The sequence below is a fragment of the Burkholderia sp. AU31624 genome (genome assembly GCF_020420065.1).
Taxonomy (GTDB): domain Bacteria; phylum Pseudomonadota; class Gammaproteobacteria; order Burkholderiales; family Burkholderiaceae; genus Burkholderia.
The window spans coordinates 887,032-904,063 of record NZ_JAIZRT010000001.1 but is presented as its reverse complement, the minus strand read 5'-3'; the positions used below and the strand labels follow the sequence as shown (position 1 = coordinate 904,063).

Here is a 17,032-nt window from a genome sequence, read left to right as displayed (position 1 = left end):
GCGATGCGGCGTGTGAATGAAGCGGCGAAGGTGGCGCGTGGCATGAAGGGCGGCTCGATGATGATCGCCGCCGCGGCCGTGTCGCTGGCGTTGAGCGGATGCGTGCCGTCGGGCTTCCTGCCGTCGCTGTCGTTGCGCGCGCCGGCCGACGATGCGCTCGCGCATACGGCCGGCCCCGGCGTGAACGGCGCGTGGCCCGCGCCCGACTGGGTGAAGCAGTTGAATGATCCGCAGCTCGACGCGCTGGTCGCCGAGGCTTCGCAAAACAATCCCGACCTGCAGGTCGCGCAGGCGCGGCTGCGGATCGCGCAGGCGCAGCTTCAGCAGTTCGATTCGTTGACGGGGCTGACGGGCACGGCCGGCGCGACGGTCAGCCGCGCGCGGATGCCGAAGCCGGGCGACGACGTCGCCAACGTGTCGGTCAGCGGCTATCGCGTGCCGGTCGAGATCTTCGGCGATCCGAACACCTCGCCGTCCTCGGTGTTCGTCGGGCTGACCTACCAGCTCGATCTGTGGGGCAAGAACCGCGCCGCGACGAAGAGCCTGATGTCGCTGCGCGAAGCGGCACGGGTCGAGGCCGAGCAGGTGCGGCTCACGCTGGCGGTCGCGATCGTCACCGTGTACTGCCAGCTCGACCAGGCGTATGCGACGCAGGACCTGCTGCAGCAGAAACTGAAGGTCAGCCAGCGCGTGACGACGGTGCTGCGCGAGCGCACCGCGCGCGGGCTCGACAACGCGTACGACGCGAGCGACGCGTCGATCAAGCGCAGCAAGCTGCTCGCGCAGATCGCGATGAACGACGAGCAGATCAAGCTCGCGCAGCTGCAGCTCGGTGTGCTGTCCGGTCGCGGCCCGGAGCGCGGGCTCGCACTGCAGCGGCCGCGCGTCGGCACATTCGCGGGCGGCGCGCTGCCCGCGCGGCTGCCGGCCGATCTCCTGGGGCGCCGGCCCGACATCGTCGCCGCGCGCTTGCGTGTCGAAGCCGCGTTCGCGAACGCCGATTCGACGCGCGCCCAGTTCTATCCGGACGTGAACCTCGTCGCGCTCGGCGGCGTGTTCGCGCTCACGCCCGCGTCGCTGTTCTCGCGCGATGCGCTCGCCGGTTCCATCGGCCCGGCGATCTCGCTGCCGATCTTCGATCGCGGCCGGCTGAAGGCGAAGCTCGGCGCGGATGTCGCGCAGGCCGACGTCGCGATCGGGCTGTACAACAAGACCGTCGACGACGCGCTCGGACAGGTCGCGCAGTTCGTCACGTCGCTGCAGACGTCGCAGACGCTCGTCGCGCAGCAGCAGGACGCGGTCGCGGCCGCGCAGAAGATCGTTGAGATCGCAACCGACCGGCACCGGCGCGGCGTGCTGATGCAGAAGGACGTGGACGTCGCGGATCTCACGCTGATCGACGAGCGCGCGCAGATGATCGCGTTGCTCGGCCGGCAGCGGTCGCTGCGCATCGGGCTCATCGGCGCGCTGGGCGGCGGGTTCGATGCAGGCGCGACGGTTGCGCAGGCGCCGGCCGCGCATCGGGCGCGTAGCGGGGCGGCGAAGCGAGGCGCTTCGACTACCGCGCCCGCCGCGCCCGCCGTGACCGCCGTGACCGCTGCGACCGCATCGACCGCGACCCGACTGGTGGTGGCACCGTCGGCCGATGTGCGTGCGGCGAGCGTGGCTGTGCCGCCGGTCGTCGCTGCAACGAATGCGGGGCCCGCGCGACGCGACGACGCGGCACGCACGCCAGCCGTCGCCGCGACGCCTCGCGTTCCCCCCGTTCTCGCGCACACGGCAGCGGCGAATCCGGCGCCGGGCCCGTCGGTCATGCCGCCGATTCCCTTGTTCCAGCACGATCGTCTGATCGTTACGCAAAGCGACTGATGCACCACGACAACCTCCATACCGCCGCACCGCCGGCCGCACTGAACGACCCGGCACTCGACGCGCGCCGCGCGACGCGCCGCAAGCGCTTCATCGCGTTCTTCGCGGTCGTGCTGGTGGCCGCGCTCGCATGGATCGCGTACTGGCTGCTGAGCGATCGCTATTACGAAGACACCGACGATGCGTACGTCGCCGGCAGCATCGTCCAGGTCGCCGCGCAGATCCCCGGATCGGTGACCGACGTCGTGGTGGCCGATACGCAGGCCGTGCGCGCCGGCCAGACCCTCGTGAAGCTCGACGACACCGAGGCGTCCGTCGCGTTCGCGCAGGCGAAGGCACAGCTCGCACAGGCGGTGCGGCAGGTCGCGAACGCGAAGATCTCGAACACGATGTACGTCGAGGCCGTGAATGCGCGGCGCGCCGACCTGGCGCTCGCGCAGCGCGCGTTCGCCGCGCGCTCGGGTGCGTCGGTCGAGATCGTCGCGCCCGAGGAACTCGCGCGTGCGCGCGCGGCGGTTGCCGGTGCGCAGGCGAATCTCGCGGCCGCGCAGGCGCAGCTCGATGCGGCACGTGCGCTCGGCACCAAGTTGCCTGTCGACGAAAACCCGGCGGTCGTGCAGGCGGCCGCGCAGTTCAAGCTCGCGTACCGGAACCTGAAGCGCACGACGATCGTCGCGCCGGTCGACGGCACGATCGGGCAGCGTTCGGTGCAGGTCGGCCAGCAGGTCGGGCCCGGCGTGCCGCTGATGTCGATCGTGCAGCTCAACCAGCTGTGGATCGAGGCGAATTTCAAGGAAGGGCAGATTCGCCACATGCGCATCGGGCAGCCGGTCGAGGTCGTGTCGGACCTGTACGGCTCGCGCGTGACCTATCGTGGCCGCGTGCAGGGCTTCTCGGCGGGCACGGGCAGCGCGTTCTCGATGCTGCCGTCGCAGAATGCGGCCGGCAACTGGATCAAGGTCGTGCAGCGCGTGCCGGTCGTGATCGCGCTCGATGCGCGCGATCTGGCCGCGCATCCGCTGCGCGTGGGATTATCGATGCGCGCGACGGTCGACACGCACGATCGCAACGGCCACGCGCTCGACAGCGAGCCGCCGACGCCGGCCGTCAGCACGCGCGTGCACGACGGCGTCGCGAGCGACGCGGAAAGCGCCGCCGCCGCGATCATCCGCGAAAATCAGGGCGGGTAACGCCAGCTCGAGAGTGGGGCGGCCGGTCGCTGCTAACGGCCCGCCGCCCGGCGCGTTGCGGCGCGCGCCAGCGCGTCCAGCACCCGAGCGCCCCCAGCACCTCCAGCACCTCCGGCAGCTCAAGGACCTCCGGCACCTCAAGCACCTCAAGCACCATCACCATCCAGCGCGTCCCCCCCGCGCGCCAAACCCTCCCGTCGTTTCCCGCCCGACTTTCGCATTTCCGCCATCGATGTCGGCGCCGTTCAAACGCGTGTCGCGTTTGAGACATCGGCGCCCCTGCCTCCGGGACTACTCTCGAACAGCACGTTGCGCGTGCGCCGCATGAGCCGGCGCGCCGCGGCGCCATCCAACGAGACATGGAGACAATACGATGAGCAGCAATCGAGGTGTCGTCTATCTTGGGCCGGGCCAGGTCGAAGTCCAGAAAATCGATTATCCGAAGATGGTCGATCCGAGCGGCCGCGCGATCGGCCACGGCGTGATCCTGAAAGTGGTGAGCACGAACATCTGCGGGTCCGACCAGCACATGGTGCGCGGCCGCACGACCGCGCCGGTCGGCCTCGTGCTCGGTCACGAGATCACGGGCGAGGTGGTCGAGATCGGCCGCGACGTCGAGACGCTGAAACTCGGCGATCTCGTGTCGGTGCCGTTCAACGTGGCTTGCGGCCGCTGTGCGATGTGCAAGGACACGCATACGGGCGTGTGCCTGAACGTGAACCCGTCGCGTGCCGGCGGCGCCTACGGCTACGTCGACATGGGCGGCTGGATCGGCGGCCAGGCCGAGTACGTGCTCGTGCCGTATGCCGATTTCAACCTGCTGAAATTCCCCGATCGCGATCAGGCGATGGCGAAGATCCGCGATCTGACCTGCCTGTCCGACATTCTGCCCACCGGTTATCACGGTGCGGTGAGCGCGGGCGTGAAGCCGGGCTCGACGGTCTACATCGCGGGCGCGGGCCCGGTCGGGATGGCGGCGGCCGCCTCGGCGCGCCTGCTCGGCGCGGCCGTGACGATCGTCGGCGACATGAACGCGGAACGCCTCGCACACGCGCGAGCGATGGGCTTCGAGACGGTCGACCTGTCGAAGGACGCCTCGCTCGGCGAGCAGATCGAGCAGATCCTCGGCGTGCCCGAGATCGACTGCGCGGTCGACTGCGTCGGCTTCGAGGCGCACGGCCACGGTTCGTCGGGCCATGCGGAGGAAGCGCCCGCGACGGTGCTGAACTCGCTGATGGAAATTACGCGTCCGGCCGGCGCGATCGGCATCCCGGGCCTGTACGTGACGGACGATCCGGGCGCGAAGGACAAGGCTGCGCAGCACGGCAGCCTGAGCATCCGCTTCGGCCTCGGTTGGGCGAAGTCGCACTCGTTCTTCACGGGGCAGACGCCGGTGCTGAAGTACAACCGCAACCTGATGCAGGCGATCCTGTTCGACCGGCTGCCGATCGCGAAGATCGTCAACGTCGAAGTGATTTCGCTCGACCAGGCGCCGGAAGGCTACAAGAAGTTCGACGGCGGCGCGCCGCGTAAATTCGTCATCGACCCGCACGGGTTGCTGGCGGCGTAACGCGACAGAACACCGCGCGGCAATCGAAGGGGCCGGGGCGTGCAAGCGCCCCGGCCCTTTGTGCGTTTGGGCCTCGCGCGCTCAGTGCCCGCTCAGTGCTCGCGATTGCGCCGGGCGAGACGCTCACGCGTGAACGATCGACCGGGTGCCGTTCACGCGGTGCGCTCCATCGCGGCGTCGTACTGACCGCGGCAGGCCGCACTGTTCAGGCGTGCACGCAGCAGCAGCGCGTCCTGCGCGGCGCGTACGTTGGCCGCCTGTCCCTTCCAAGCGGCCAGCGGCGGCTCTTGCAGCGCGCGTCCATAGGAAAAGCTCAACAGCCACGGCCGCCCGTCAACGCGATTCATCGCGTCGAGATGCGCGGTCGCTTCCTCGGGCGTCTGTCCGCCGGACAGAAAGAAGATGCCGGGCACTTCGGCCGGCACGGTGCCGCGCAACAGGCGAACCGTCGCCGCCGCGACTTCGGCGGGGGCCGGCTGCGCGGCGTGCGTGCTGCCCGCGACGACCATGCTCGGTTTGAGCAACATGTGCGCCAGCACGACCCGGTGCCGGTGCAGCGCGTTGAACACGGCGTGCAGCACGGCGTCGGTCACTTGCGCGCAGCGGCCGATCGAATGATCGCCGTCCATCAGTACTTCCGGCTCGACGATCGGCACGACGCCGGCCTCCTGGCAGATCGCCGCATAGCGCGCCAGCGCTTCGGCGTTGGCTTCGATCGCCGCATGGCCCGGCAGCGTGGCGGACACGTTGTACACCGCGCGCCATTTCGCGAACCGCGCGCCTTGCCGCTGGTAGCCGTCGAGGCGCGCCGCAAGCCCGTCGAGCCCTTGCGTGATTTCGTCGCCGGGCGCGAGCGCGAGCGGAATCTTGCCTGCGTCGACCTTGATGCCCGGCACGATCTGCTGGCGAGCGGCGAGTTCGGGCAACGGCGTGCCATCGTCCGCGCATTGCCCGAGCGTCTCTTCATACAGGATCACGCCGCTGACGAATTCGCCGAGGCCCGGCGTCGACAGCAACAGGGTGCGCCATGCGCGGCGGTTCGCTTCGGTCGATTCGACCGCGATCGTCTTGAAGCGCTTCGCGATGGTCGGCCCGCTTTCGTCGGCCGCCAGCAAGCCTTTGCCATCCTGAACGAGCGCCTGGATCGTCGCCTGGAGTGTGCTCTCGGTGCTCATGGAATTCCTCCGCTGAAACCGCCACGCGGCCGGGGCGACCGCCCGCTGTTCACTTCGTCGCGGTCGTCGCGCCGCCTTCCGATTTCATTCTTTGTCGCGCACCGGCCAGAACGCAAGGCGCGTGCTCGGGCGCATCGTTCGTGCCCGGGGGCGCGTGCGTGATGGGCTGGCGTTCGACGCGTGTGACGCGCAGCGCGATCAGCGGGACGACGCCGAATTCCGGTGCGCCCCTGCGCATGAACAGGAAGGACGCGCCCCAGATGGCGGCAAGGGTCACGAGTTGCAGTGCATTCATCGACGGCTCCATTCGGCGGATCAGGCGGCCGGCCGGAACGCAACACGCGAGATGCGCCGGCGTGGGCGACTGATCCATTGAACGTCACGCGTGAGTCGCGACGCAAACGAGGTTTTGTGAGGGATGCTTTAGAAAAATGAATCGACGAACGCGCATGCGCGCACTACGCCTGCGCGCTCAGTGGCCGCGATAGAGCTGCGCGATTTGCTGCGTATTGCTGACGGCGCGTCGCGCACGTGCGGTGTGCGTGCTCACGCGGTGGAGGGTATGCGGGCGATGCGCGGCACCGTGATTGCCTTTCCAGCCGGCCAGGCGAACCGTGGCGGTGGGGTGCGACCGGTCGGGTGCGCGCATGGCCGGCGCCGCTCGCGCGACTGCCGTCCGTGCCGCGGGTGCGCGGGCGGCCTCCACGCCCGGGCTGCCCGGTCGGGCGACCGCCGCCGGTGTTCCGTCAGTCGAATGAAACGGATAGACGGGTGCGGGCAAGACCGGCAGCACGGGGTCGTTCGATGCGTACGGGGCGGAATCGCTCGCCATCGCGCGCGAATCATTCGAACCGCGACAGGCCGGATCGGCCTTGCATGTCCGGTCGACCACCACATAGCCGCCGACCAGCAGCACGAGTGTCAGGATGCTCAGGATCGGTGCGGTCGATGCGCGAGGTTGCTGGAGCGCCGCGTTGCGAAGCGCGCGCGCGATGCGCGATGTCCACGTGTGAGCGGCGTGCGGAGCAGGTGTGGCATCCGGTGCGCGGGAGATCGAATCGAACGGCCAGTTCCGCCGTCCGCAGTCGGGGCAGTGCTCGAGCGCACGGAAGGCCACGAAGCCGCATGCCCTGCAGCGGAAGCTGGCGGTGCGCCGCGCTTGCGCTCGCGCGTTCAGGATCGCGCGCCAGTCGTCGCGTGCGCGAATTGTACGGTTGAGGAGGACTCGCATCGCTGGAAGCGGGTGGGCGCCGTCAACGACGCGAACGCGCGCCGGTCGTCATGATCCGTTCCGGCACGGCAGCCGATCGGCCCGTGCCGGAATGCAGTGGAGCGTACCTCGTCGACTGTCGTTCGCATGCGGTGTTCATGGATTCTCCGTGACATCGGGTGCGCGGAACGCGTTCGTCCGTGATGGCCTACCGCTTCATTTTTGGTCGCTGGCGCGTGAAACGCAAGGCACAAACAGGCTGTCGTGAGGCGTCGGTTCCGCGCTAACCATCCCGCCGCTGCCGGGCCGCGAGCGTCCCGATGGTCTCCATCGCGTGCTCGACCGCTGGCGTCCACGGCCGGCCGTAGTTGAGCCGAAGAAAGCGGCGAAATCCGCCGGTCGCGGAGAAGATCGGCCCCGGCGCGATGCTGACGCCGCTTTCCATCGCATCGCCGAACAGGTGCATCGCATCCATGCGCGGCGGCAGTTCGATCCAGAGGAAATACCCGCCGCGCGGCGCGAACACTTCGGTGCCGGCCGGAAAATACGCGCGCACCGCCGCCAGCATCTGTGCCTGGTGCGCGGCGAGATTGCGGCGCAGCTTGCGCAGGAAGCGGTCGTACGCGCCGTCGCGCAGGTAGCTCGAAATCGCCATCTGAGCAGGCACGTCGGCCGCCGGCGCGCTGGCGCCCTTTGCCTGACGAATTTGCCGCACGTAGCGTCCGGCCGCGACCCAGCCGATCCGGAACCCGGGCGCGAGGCATTTCGAGAACGAGCCGCAATGCAGGACGAGACCGCTGTCGTCGTACAGCTTGGCGGGGCGCGTGGGCGCCGTGCCGAAATGCAGCTCGCCGTAGACGTCGTCCTCGATCAGCGGCACGTTGCGTGCCGCGAGCAGGTCGATCAGTGCGCGCTTGCGCTCGTCGGTCAGCGTCGCGCCGGTCGGGTTGTGGAACGACGTCATGAACCAGCACGCGCGCACCGGATGCGTGTCGAGCGCTTTCGCGAGCGCGTCGAGATCGAGGCCGGTGCGCGGGTCGACCGGAATCTCGACGGCCTTCAGGTGCAGGCGCTGCACGGCCTCCAGGACCGCATGAAACGCCGGTCGCTCGATCGCGACGATATCGCCGGGGCGTGTCAGCGCCTGCAGGCTGAGCGTCAGCGCTTCGAGCGCGCCGGTCGTGATGACGATCTCGTCCATCGGCAACGCCGCGCCCGCATTCAGGTAGCGCAGCGCGATCTGGCGGCGCAGCCCGTCGTGGCCGGGCGGCGCGCCGGACAGCAGGGCCGTGCGATCCATGTTGCGGGCCGCCGACGCCATCGCGCGCCACAGGCTGCTCATCGGGAACAGCGAATAGCTGGCGAAGGCCGAGCCGAGCGGGACGATGTCCTCGCATCTGAGCGAGTCGAGCAGCCGGAACAACGTATCGCCGTTGCCCGCGGGCGGGACAGCCGGCTTGCGCGGCGGTTCATGGCCGAACCGCACGTGCCTGTCTTCGAGGTTCGCAACGAAATAACCGGACCGTGCACGCGCGACGATCAGACCCTCGCCTTCGAGCGCGTAGTACGCGCGAAACACGGTGGATGGGCTCACGCCATAGGCGCGGCACGCGGCGCGCACGGTGGGGATGCGCGTACCGGGGGCCAGATCTCCACGCCGGATCGACTCGGAAATCGTCCGTGCGAGCTTCGCATAACGCTTCATGCCTGCCTCAAGTCGAGCAGCTTTGTGCCGAAAAAAGAGTAGCACGGCGCGCGCTGCGCCACAGGGTCGTTTTCCCGTGATCCGCTCGTTTTTCACGGACTTTGATCCTGTTTTTCGGCGCGATGCGCTGTCATGCTTTCGCCCCTCGAGCAATCCTTGTTCCCGACATTGACCGATACGGAATTCACGCTGTCCGCCGGCTGATCCGTGCCCCGTGCGCCTGGGCGTGCGAGGTCTAGTCAGCGGTGTCATGACCCTAACCGGAAACCTACAGCGTGAAATTGAACACTCTCGTCGCGGGCCTCGTGGCCGGCGTTGCCCTCAACCTCCTCGGCGGCCCCGCGCAGGCCGCCTGCATCAGCAATCCCCCGACGCAATCCAACGCGTCGTTCCCCGCCGCACTGACCGGCAAGCTCGTCTATCACAGCTACGTCAAGTACGGCGACGGCACGAGCCAGCTGTTCCTGTACGACTTCTCGGCCCATACGCTGACGCAACTGAGCAAGAGCGCGTGGGGCATTACCGATCCGATGAACGGCGTGTTCAGCCCCGACGGCAAGTGGCTCGCGTTCATGGGCATCAGCAACGGCGCATGGAACGTGTTCATGCTCCAGCTCGGCGCCGGCACGCCGCCCGTCAACCTGACCAACAGCACGGGCGCCACGCGTAACGAGGATCCGAAATTCAGCACGGACGGCAAGACGCTCGTGTTCAAGCAGAACGGCGACGTCAAGCAGGCGACGCTGTCGTACACGAGCGCGGGCCCGGTATTCACGTCGGTCGTGAGCCTGACGAACGCACCCTCCGGCGCCGAATACTCGATGCCGTTCCTCGCACCCGACGCGAGCGCCGTGTACTACGCGACCGGCACCGGCGCGAACATGGGGCTGATGAAGCGCACGCTCGCGACCGGCGCGACTGCGGTGTTCGATGCCCCGGCCGGGCTGCAGACGTACTACCCGATCGTGCGTGGGGACGGCATGGTGTTCTACGCGCGCTGGAAAGACAGCGGCCAGGCCGACCAGATCTATACGAAGACGGCGGACCCGGCGTCGACGCCGAACGCGTTGCCGATCAACGACTGCGTGAGCAACAACTCGGATCCGGCGCCGGTGAGCGGCACCAACTACGTGTTCTTCTCGTCGACGACGGCGGGCGGCTACCAGCTCTACGTCGGTGACGTGACGACCGGCCAGCGCTGGAGCCTGTCGCCGTTCGGCGTGAACGCCGACACGACCAAGGCCAAGCTCGGGTCGAGCTACTACGGCGGCCCGGCCGCCGCGCAGCCGACGCTGCTGTCGCAGGGGCGTCCGGCTGCCGCATCGGCGAGCTACAACGCATCGCTCACGGCCGACAAGGCGTTCGACGGCAACACCACGAGCACGCGCTGGGATTCGCCGGAAGGCGCGGGCGTCGATCCGCAATGGATCTCCGTGGATCTCGGTGCGACGAAGACGATCAGCAGTATCGATCTCTACTGGGATGCGGGCGCGCTCGTGTACCAGATCCAGACGTCGAACGACAACGCGAACTGGACGACGATCTACTCGACGAACAACGGCGTGTCGTACGGCCACGTGACGCTGCCGAACCTGAACGGGCATGGCCGCTACGTGCGGATGCTCGGCACGAAGCGCGCGACGCCGTGGGGGTATTCGCTCGACGAAATGCAGGTGTGGGGATCGTAAGCGGAAAGAAAAAAGCGACCTTCGAGGTCGCTTTTTTTTCGTCAAGCGCGGCGCGGATCACGCGTGCAGCACGTGCACCGGAAACGCGGGGCTGGCGCTCGCCGCACCCTGCGCAAGCGGCGCGACCTGCTTGCGGCGCTCGCGGGTCGGCGCGACGCCGAACGCGTCGCGATAGCTCTTGCTGAAATGGCACGCCGACTGGAAGCCGCACGCCATCGTGATGTGCATGATCGACATGTCGGTCTGCAGCAGCAGTTCGCGTGCGCGGCGCAGCCGCAGCGTCAGGTAGTAGTGGGTCGGCGTCATGCCGAGATGTTCACGGAACAGGCGCTGCAGTTGCCGCTGCGACATGTTCGCGAGCCGCGCGAGCTCCTCGCGTGACAGCGGCTCCTCGATGTTGTTCTCCATCAGCGAGATCACCTCGAACAGCGACTTGTTCGCGGAGCCGAGGCGCGCGACGAGCGGCATGCGTTGCTGCGCGCTCGTGTCGCGCACGTGTTCGACGATGAACTGCTCGGCGATCTGCGTGACGCGCGCGGTGCCCACGCGCGCGGCGATCAGGTTCAGCATCATGTCGAGCGGCGCGACGCCGCCCGTGCACGTGATGCGGTCGCGGTCGATCACGAACAGTTCCTTCAGGAAGCGCGTGTCCGGAAACTCTTCCTTCAGCGCCGACATGTTCTCCCAGTGGATCGCGCACGCGTAGCCCGCGAGCAGCCCCGACTTCGCGAGTGCATAGGTGCCCGTGCACAGGCTGCCGAGCGGGATGCCCACGCGCGCGAAGCGGCGCAGCGTCGACAGATGGGCGGGCGTGGTCGCGCGCTGCACGTCGACGCCGCCGCACACGAATACGATGTCGGGCTGCCCCACGCATTCGGCCGGGCCGGTGTCGACCGTCAGGCCGTTGCTCGCGGTGACCGGGCCGCCGTCCGGGCTGATGACCGACCAGCGGTAGAGCGGCTGGCTGCTCAGGTAGTTCGCCATCCGAAGCACCTCGATCGCATTGGTGAACGCGATCATCGTGAAGTTCGGTAACGGCATGAACGCGAAGTGGGACAGCGACGCTGTGCGGTCGGGCGACATGGGGAGCGTTCCTAGAATCTCTAATAGCTTTACGCCCGGGGGCACCGATCGGGCTGCGATATTGTGTGAGCCAGCGCAACAAGCGTGCCATACGGCTAAACCCTAGATCCATACGTTGTCTGGCTGAAAGCGGCATGCTGCACTGCACCGTATTCGTGACGGGCTGCACCCCGACCGGGCGGCAATCGCACCGCCGGCGTGCCTGTTCATAGGTGAACTGCCTCGACCATTTTTGTTGGCCATCCGAAAAAGCACGACCGGTCACTTGTATAAAACGGACGCGGATGGCGGAAAAGGCAAAGAACGCGTCTAAATTCATCAATCCGCCGAAAATCCGAACGACAAGAATAGAGCCGTCGGCAGCCTTGTACGGGACGAGCGGGAAACCCAGGCAGGGCGGGCCTTGAGCTTCGGTTTCAGCCCCTTATTCTTCGTCACGGACGCACTATGTCGAACACCCAGCCTTTCTTCTCGCAGTCCCTCGCCGAGCGCGACGCGCCGGTGCGCAGCGCCATCCTGAAGGAACTCGAGCGTCAGCAGTCGCAGGTCGAGCTGATCGCGTCGGAAAACATCGTGTCGCGCGCCGTGCTCGAGGCGCAGGGCTCGGTGCTGACCAACAAGTACGCGGAAGGCTATCCCGGCAAGCGCTATTACGGCGGCTGCGAATTCGCGGATGAAGTCGAGGCGCTGGCAATCGAGCGCGTCAAGCAGATCTTCAATGCCGGCTATGCGAACGTGCAGCCGCACTCGGGCGCGCAGGCGAACGGCTCGGTGATGCTCGCGCTGGCCAAGCCGGGCGACACGGTGCTCGGCATGTCGCTCGACGCGGGCGGCCACCTGACGCACGGCGCGAAGCCGGCGCTGTCGGGCAAGTGGTTCAACGCCGTGCAGTACGGCGTGAACCGCGACACGATGCGGATCGATTACGACCAGGTCGAGGCGCTCGCGCACGAGCACAAGCCGAACCTGATCATCGCCGGCTTCTCGGCCTACCCGCGTGCGCTCGACTTCGCGCGCTTCCGTGCGATCGCCGACAGCGTCGGCGCGAAGCTGATGGTGGACATGGCGCACATCGCCGGCGTGATCGCCGCGGGCCGCCACGCGAACCCGGTCGAGCATGCGCACGTCGTCACGTCGACCACCCACAAGACGCTGCGCGGCCCGCGCGGCGGCTTCGTGCTGACCAACGACGAGGAGATCGCGAAGAAGATCAACTCGGCCGTGTTCCCCGGCCTGCAAGGCGGCCCGCTGATGCACGTGATCGCCGGCAAGGCCGTCGCGTTCGGCGAAGTGCTGCACGCGGACTTCAAGACCTACATCGACAACGTGCTCGCGAACGCGCAGGCGCTCGGCGAAGTGCTGAAGGCGGGCGGCGTCGATCTGGTCACGGGCGGCACCGACAACCACCTGCTGCTGGTCGACCTGCGTCCGAAGGGCCTGAAGGGCGCGCCGGTCGAGCAGGCGCTGGAGCGCGCGGGCATCACCTGCAACAAGAACGGCATCCCGTTCGACACCGAGAAGCCGACCGTCACGTCGGGCATCCGCCTCGGCACGCCGGCCGGCACGACGCGCGGCTTCGGCGTCGCGGAATTTCGCGAGGTGGGCCGCCTGATCCTGGAAGTGTTCGATGCGCTGCGCGCGAACCCGGAAGGTGACCAAGCGACCGAACAGCGCGTGCGCCGCGAGATCTTCGCGTTGTGCGAACGCTTCCCGATCTATTGATCCCACCGACCCGACAATACTGGAGCAACACATGAGCACGCTGCATCAAGACAGCATCATCATCGACGGGCTGAACATCTCGAAGTTCGAGAAGCCGGTGTTCGAAGACATGCGCAAGGGTGGCATCACGGCCGCCAACTGCACGGTGTCGGTGTGGGAGAACTTCACCAAGACCGTCGACAACATCGGCGTGATGAAGAAGAAGATCCGCGACAACAGCGAGCTGCTGACGCTGGTGCGCACGACGGAAGACATCTTCCGCGCGAAGAAGGAAGACAAGACCGGCGTGATCCTCGGCTTCCAGAACGCGCATGCGTTCGAGGACAATATCGGCTACATCGAAGCGTTCGCCGACATGGGCGTGCGCGTCGTGCAGCTCTGCTACAACACGCAGAACCTGGTCGGCACCGGCTGCTATGAGCGTGACGGCGGCCTGTCGGACTTCGGCCGCGAAGTGATCAACGAGATGAACCGCGTCGGCATCATGGTCGACCTGTCGCACGTGGGCGGCAATACGTCGTCGGAAGCGATCGCGTTCTCGAAGAAGCCGGTGTGCTACTCGCACTGCCTGCCGTCGGGCCTGAAGGAACATCCGCGCAACAAGAGCGACGAGCAGCTGAAGGAGATCGCCGATGCGGGCGGCTTCGTCGGCGTGACGATGTTCGCGCCGTTCCTCAAGCGCGGGATCGAAGCGAACATCGACGACTACATCGAGGCGATCGACTACGTCGTGAACCTGATCGGCGAGGATGCGGTCGGCATCGGCACCGACTTCACGCAGGATTACGCGAAGGAATTCTTCGACATGCTGACGCATGACAAGGGCCGCTATCGCCAGCTGACGAACTTCGGCAAGGTGATCAACCCGGACGGCATCCGCACGATCGGCGAATTCCCGAACCTGACGGCCGCGATGGAACGCCACGGCTGGAAGGAGTCGCGTATCCGCAAGATCATGGGCGAGAACTGGGTGCGCGTGTTCAAGGACGTGTGGGGCGCATAAGCGCCGCGAACGCCGAACCCCCTTCAGCGATTCAACATTAAAAGAAATCGGGACGCGCCCGTGCAAGCCGCACGGGCGCGCGGACGATGTCGCGCCGGTGCACCGAGCCGCGCGGCCACTTTCCTCACGGAGTCACCACGATGCAACCGCAACTGCCGATCAACGTCGATCCCGATACCGGCGTCTGGACCACCGACGCGCTGCCGATGCTGTACGTGCCGCGTCACTTCTTCACGAACAATCACGTCGCCGTCGAGGAAGCGCTCGGCGTCGAAGCGTATGCCGAGATCCTCTACAAGGCCGGCTACAAGTCGGCCTACCACTGGTGCGACAAGGAAGCGAAGCTGCACGGCCTGACCGGCATGGCCGTGTTCGAGCACTACCTGAAGCGCCTGTCGCAGCGCGGCTGGGGGCTGTTCTCGATCATCGAGGCCGACCCGGCGAGCGCGCGCGCGAAGATCGAGCTGCGCCACTCGTCGTTCGTGCTCCAGCAGCCGGGCAAGGAAGGCAAGCTCTGCTACATGTTCGCGGGCTGGTTCGCCGGCGCGATGGACTGGGTCAACGACACGACGCCGGAAGGCAAGGGCGCGCCGCGTGCGCACTCGAAGGAAGTGCAGTGCGCGGCCGAGCATCACGACCACTGCGTCTTCGAAGTGTCGCCGATCGCGCACTGAAGCCCTGACGCACGGATTCACCGAAACACGACAACACCCGCAACACGAGACATTCGAACGCCAGAGGTCGCCAGCGATGCGTTATCCCCACCTGTTCAAACCCATGCAGCTGAACCAGCTGACGCTGCGCAACCGGATCGTCAGCACCGCGCATGCGGAGGTGTATGCCGAGCCGGGCGGCCTGCCGGGCGACCGCTATATCCGCTACTACGAAGAAAAGGCGAAGGGCGGCGTGGGCCTCGCGATCTGCGGCGGGTCGAGCCCGGTGTCGATCGACAGCCCGCAGGGCTGGTGGAAATCGGTGAACCTGTCGACCGACAAGATCATCGATCCGCTCACGCGCCTCGCCGACACGATGCACAAGCACGGCGCAAAGATCATGATCCAGGCGACGCACATGGGCCGCCGTTCGTCGTTCCACGGCGAGCACTGGCCGCACCTGATGTCGCCGTCGGGCGTGCGCGAACCCGTGCACCGCGGCAACGCGAAGATCATCGAGATCGAGGAAATCCGCCGCATCATCGGCGACTTCGCGGCCGCCGCGAAGCGCGTGAAGGCGGCCGGCATGGACGGCATCGAAATCTCGGCCGCCCACCAGCACCTGATCGACCAGTTCTGGAGCAAGCGCTCGAACCACCGCACCGACGAATGGGGCGGCAGCCTGGAGAACCGCCTGCGCTTCGGCATCGAAGTGCTGACGGCCGTGCGCGAGGCGGTGGGCAAGGATTTCTGCGTCGGCCTGCGCATGTGCGGCGACGAATTCCACGAGGACGGCCTCGATCACGAAGCGCTGAAGGAAATCGCGCAGGCGATGTCGGAGACGGGCCTGATCGACTACCTGAGCGTGGTCGGCTCGGGCGGCGACACGCACAACACGATCGCCAACTGCATGCCGCCGATGGCGCTGCCGCCGGAGCCGTTCGTGCACCTCGCGGCCGGCATCAAGTCGGTCGTGAAGATTCCGGTGATGCATGCGCAGAGCATCCGCGATGCGGGCCAGGCCGAGCGCCTGCTCGCGACCGGCATGATCGACCTGGTCGGCATGACGCGCGCGCAGATCGCCGATCCGCACATGGTGATCAAGATCCGCGACGGACGCGAAGACGAAATCAAGCAGTGCGTCGGTGCGAACTACTGCATCGACCGCCAGTACAACGGCCTCGACGTGCTGTGCATCCAGAACGCGGCGACGTCGCGCGAAGCGACGATGCCGCACATCATCGAGAAGTCGCGCGGCCCGAAGCGCAAGGTCGTGGTGGTCGGCGCGGGCCCCGCGGGGCTCGAGGCCGCGCGCGTCGCGAAGCTGCGCGGCCACGACGTCGTGCTGTTCGAGAAGAATGCCGAAGTGGGCGGGCAGGTGATGATCGCCGCGAAGGCGCCGCAGCGCGAACAGATGTCGGGGATCATCCGCTGGTTCGACATGGAAACGAAGCGCCTGGGCGTTGACCGGCGCCTGGGCGTGGCCGCCGACGAGAAGATGATCATGGCCGAGAAGCCGGACATCGTCGTGCTCGCGACGGGCGGGTCGAGCTTCACGTGGCAGGTGCCGGGCTGGGGCGTGGCCGAGGGGCTGGCCGTCAGCTCGTGGGACATCCTGACCGGCAAGGTCGAGCCGAAGCAGAACGTGCTGCTGTTCGACGGCGTGAGCACGCATGCGGGCGCCGGCGTGGCCGACTTCATGGCGAGCCGCGGCTCGAAGGTCGAGGTCGTCACGCCGGACGTGAAGGTGGCCGACGATTGCGGCGGCACGACGTTCCCGATCTTCTATCGCCGCCTGTACGCATTCGGCGTGATCCCGACGCCGAACACGATGCTCGATCGCGTCTACGAAGAGGACGGCAAGCTGATCGCCGTGCTGCGCAACGAGTACACGGAAGAACTGGAAGAGCGCGCGGTCGACCAGGTGGTGATCGAGAACGGCTCGTCGCCGAACGACGAGCTGTACTGGAAGCTCAAGCCGGAATCGGTGAACCGCGGCCAGATCGATCCGCACACGCTGTTCGCGGCCGAGCCGCAGCCGTGCCTGTCGGAAGAACTCGGCAACGGCCGTTTCCTGCTGTTCCGTGTCGGCGATTGCATCTCGATGCACAACGTCCACGGGGCGATCTACGACTCGCTGCGTCTCGTGAAGGATTTCTAAACG

The 17,032-nt window shown here is 67.2% G+C and carries 12 protein-coding genes and 1 pseudogene; 8 read left to right on the top strand and 5 right to left on the bottom strand.

What is annotated here, in order from left to right:
- Nucleotides 1–3 precede the first annotated feature (3 nt).
- The 3 genes from LGM89_RS04170 (at nucleotide 4) to fdhA (ending at nucleotide 4,629) form a co-directional block, all read left to right on the top strand.
- Nucleotides 4–1,869, top strand: a complete 1,866-nt coding sequence (locus tag LGM89_RS04170; RefSeq protein ID WP_226272361.1) for an efflux transporter outer membrane subunit — start codon at nucleotides 4–6, stop codon at nucleotides 1,867–1,869.
- The gene (locus LGM89_RS04165) at nucleotides 1,869–3,059 is read left to right on the top strand and encodes an efflux RND transporter periplasmic adaptor subunit (protein ID WP_089496339.1); all 1,191 of its coding nucleotides are present in this window, start codon (nucleotides 1,869–1,871) and stop codon (nucleotides 3,057–3,059) included. Before LGM89_RS04170 ends, LGM89_RS04165 begins: the two co-directional genes overlap by 1 nt.
- Nucleotides 3,060–3,432: 373 nt before the next feature.
- Complete coding sequence (fdhA, locus tag LGM89_RS04160) at nucleotides 3,433–4,629, top strand: formaldehyde dehydrogenase, glutathione-independent (protein ID WP_059525191.1); 1,197 nt, start codon at nucleotides 3,433–3,435, stop codon at nucleotides 4,627–4,629.
- Between the two features lie 152 nt (nucleotides 4,630–4,781).
- Here fdhA and LGM89_RS04155 read toward each other — a convergent pair whose 3' ends face one another.
- From LGM89_RS04155 to LGM89_RS04140, 4 genes and pseudogenes are all read right to left on the bottom strand, one after another.
- On the bottom strand, nucleotides 4,782–5,804 hold the full coding sequence (locus LGM89_RS04155; protein WP_226272360.1) for a class I fructose-bisphosphate aldolase: 1,023 nt from the start codon (nucleotides 5,802–5,804) through the stop codon (nucleotides 4,782–4,784).
- Nucleotides 5,805–5,988: 184 nt separating this feature from the next.
- Nucleotides 5,989–6,099 (bottom strand): annotated as a pseudogene (locus LGM89_RS04150) (EamA/RhaT family transporter); the annotation flags it as partial.
- A 177-nt stretch (nucleotides 6,100–6,276) separates the two neighbouring features.
- Nucleotides 6,277–7,035, bottom strand: coding sequence for a hypothetical protein (locus tag LGM89_RS04145; protein WP_089496343.1), 759 nt, complete (start codon nucleotides 7,033–7,035; stop codon nucleotides 6,277–6,279).
- A gap of 262 nt (nucleotides 7,036–7,297) precedes the next feature.
- Nucleotides 7,298–8,719 (bottom strand): PLP-dependent aminotransferase family protein, encoded by a 1,422-nt coding sequence (locus LGM89_RS04140; RefSeq protein WP_226272359.1) that lies wholly within the window; start codon nucleotides 8,717–8,719, stop codon nucleotides 7,298–7,300.
- 275 nt (nucleotides 8,720–8,994) lie between these two features.
- On the opposite strand from LGM89_RS04140, the gene LGM89_RS04135 reads away from it, so the two are divergent.
- Nucleotides 8,995–10,407, top strand: a complete 1,413-nt coding sequence (locus LGM89_RS04135; RefSeq protein ID WP_226272358.1) for a discoidin domain-containing protein — start codon at nucleotides 8,995–8,997, stop codon at nucleotides 10,405–10,407.
- A gap of 57 nt (nucleotides 10,408–10,464) precedes the next feature.
- Here the strand turns inward: LGM89_RS04135 and LGM89_RS04130 are convergent, their stop codons facing one another.
- Nucleotides 10,465–11,490, bottom strand: a complete 1,026-nt coding sequence (locus LGM89_RS04130) for a GlxA family transcriptional regulator (protein ID WP_226272357.1) — start codon at nucleotides 11,488–11,490, stop codon at nucleotides 10,465–10,467.
- A gap of 447 nt (nucleotides 11,491–11,937) precedes the next feature.
- Here LGM89_RS04130 and LGM89_RS04125 point away from each other — a divergent pair, with 447 nt between their 5' ends.
- The 4 genes from LGM89_RS04125 to LGM89_RS04110 all read left to right on the top strand — a co-directional run bounded on the left by LGM89_RS04125 (nucleotide 11,938) and on the right by LGM89_RS04110 (nucleotide 17,029).
- Nucleotides 11,938–13,212 carry a serine hydroxymethyltransferase gene (locus LGM89_RS04125; RefSeq protein WP_226272356.1) on the top strand — a complete coding sequence of 425 codons (1,275 nt, stop codon included), beginning with the start codon at nucleotides 11,938–11,940 and terminating at the stop codon, nucleotides 13,210–13,212.
- A gap of 31 nt (nucleotides 13,213–13,243) precedes the next feature.
- Nucleotides 13,244–14,215 (top strand): dipeptidase, encoded by a 972-nt coding sequence (locus LGM89_RS04120; protein WP_226202286.1) that lies wholly within the window; start codon nucleotides 13,244–13,246, stop codon nucleotides 14,213–14,215.
- A gap of 140 nt (nucleotides 14,216–14,355) precedes the next feature.
- On the top strand, nucleotides 14,356–14,889 hold the full coding sequence (locus LGM89_RS04115) for a DUF5943 domain-containing protein (protein ID WP_059451758.1): 534 nt from the start codon (nucleotides 14,356–14,358) through the stop codon (nucleotides 14,887–14,889).
- 76 nt (nucleotides 14,890–14,965) lie between these two features.
- The gene (locus tag LGM89_RS04110) at nucleotides 14,966–17,029 is read left to right on the top strand and encodes an NADH:flavin oxidoreductase (protein ID WP_021160633.1); all 2,064 of its coding nucleotides are present in this window, start codon (nucleotides 14,966–14,968) and stop codon (nucleotides 17,027–17,029) included.
- Nucleotides 17,030–17,032 lie beyond the last annotated feature (3 nt).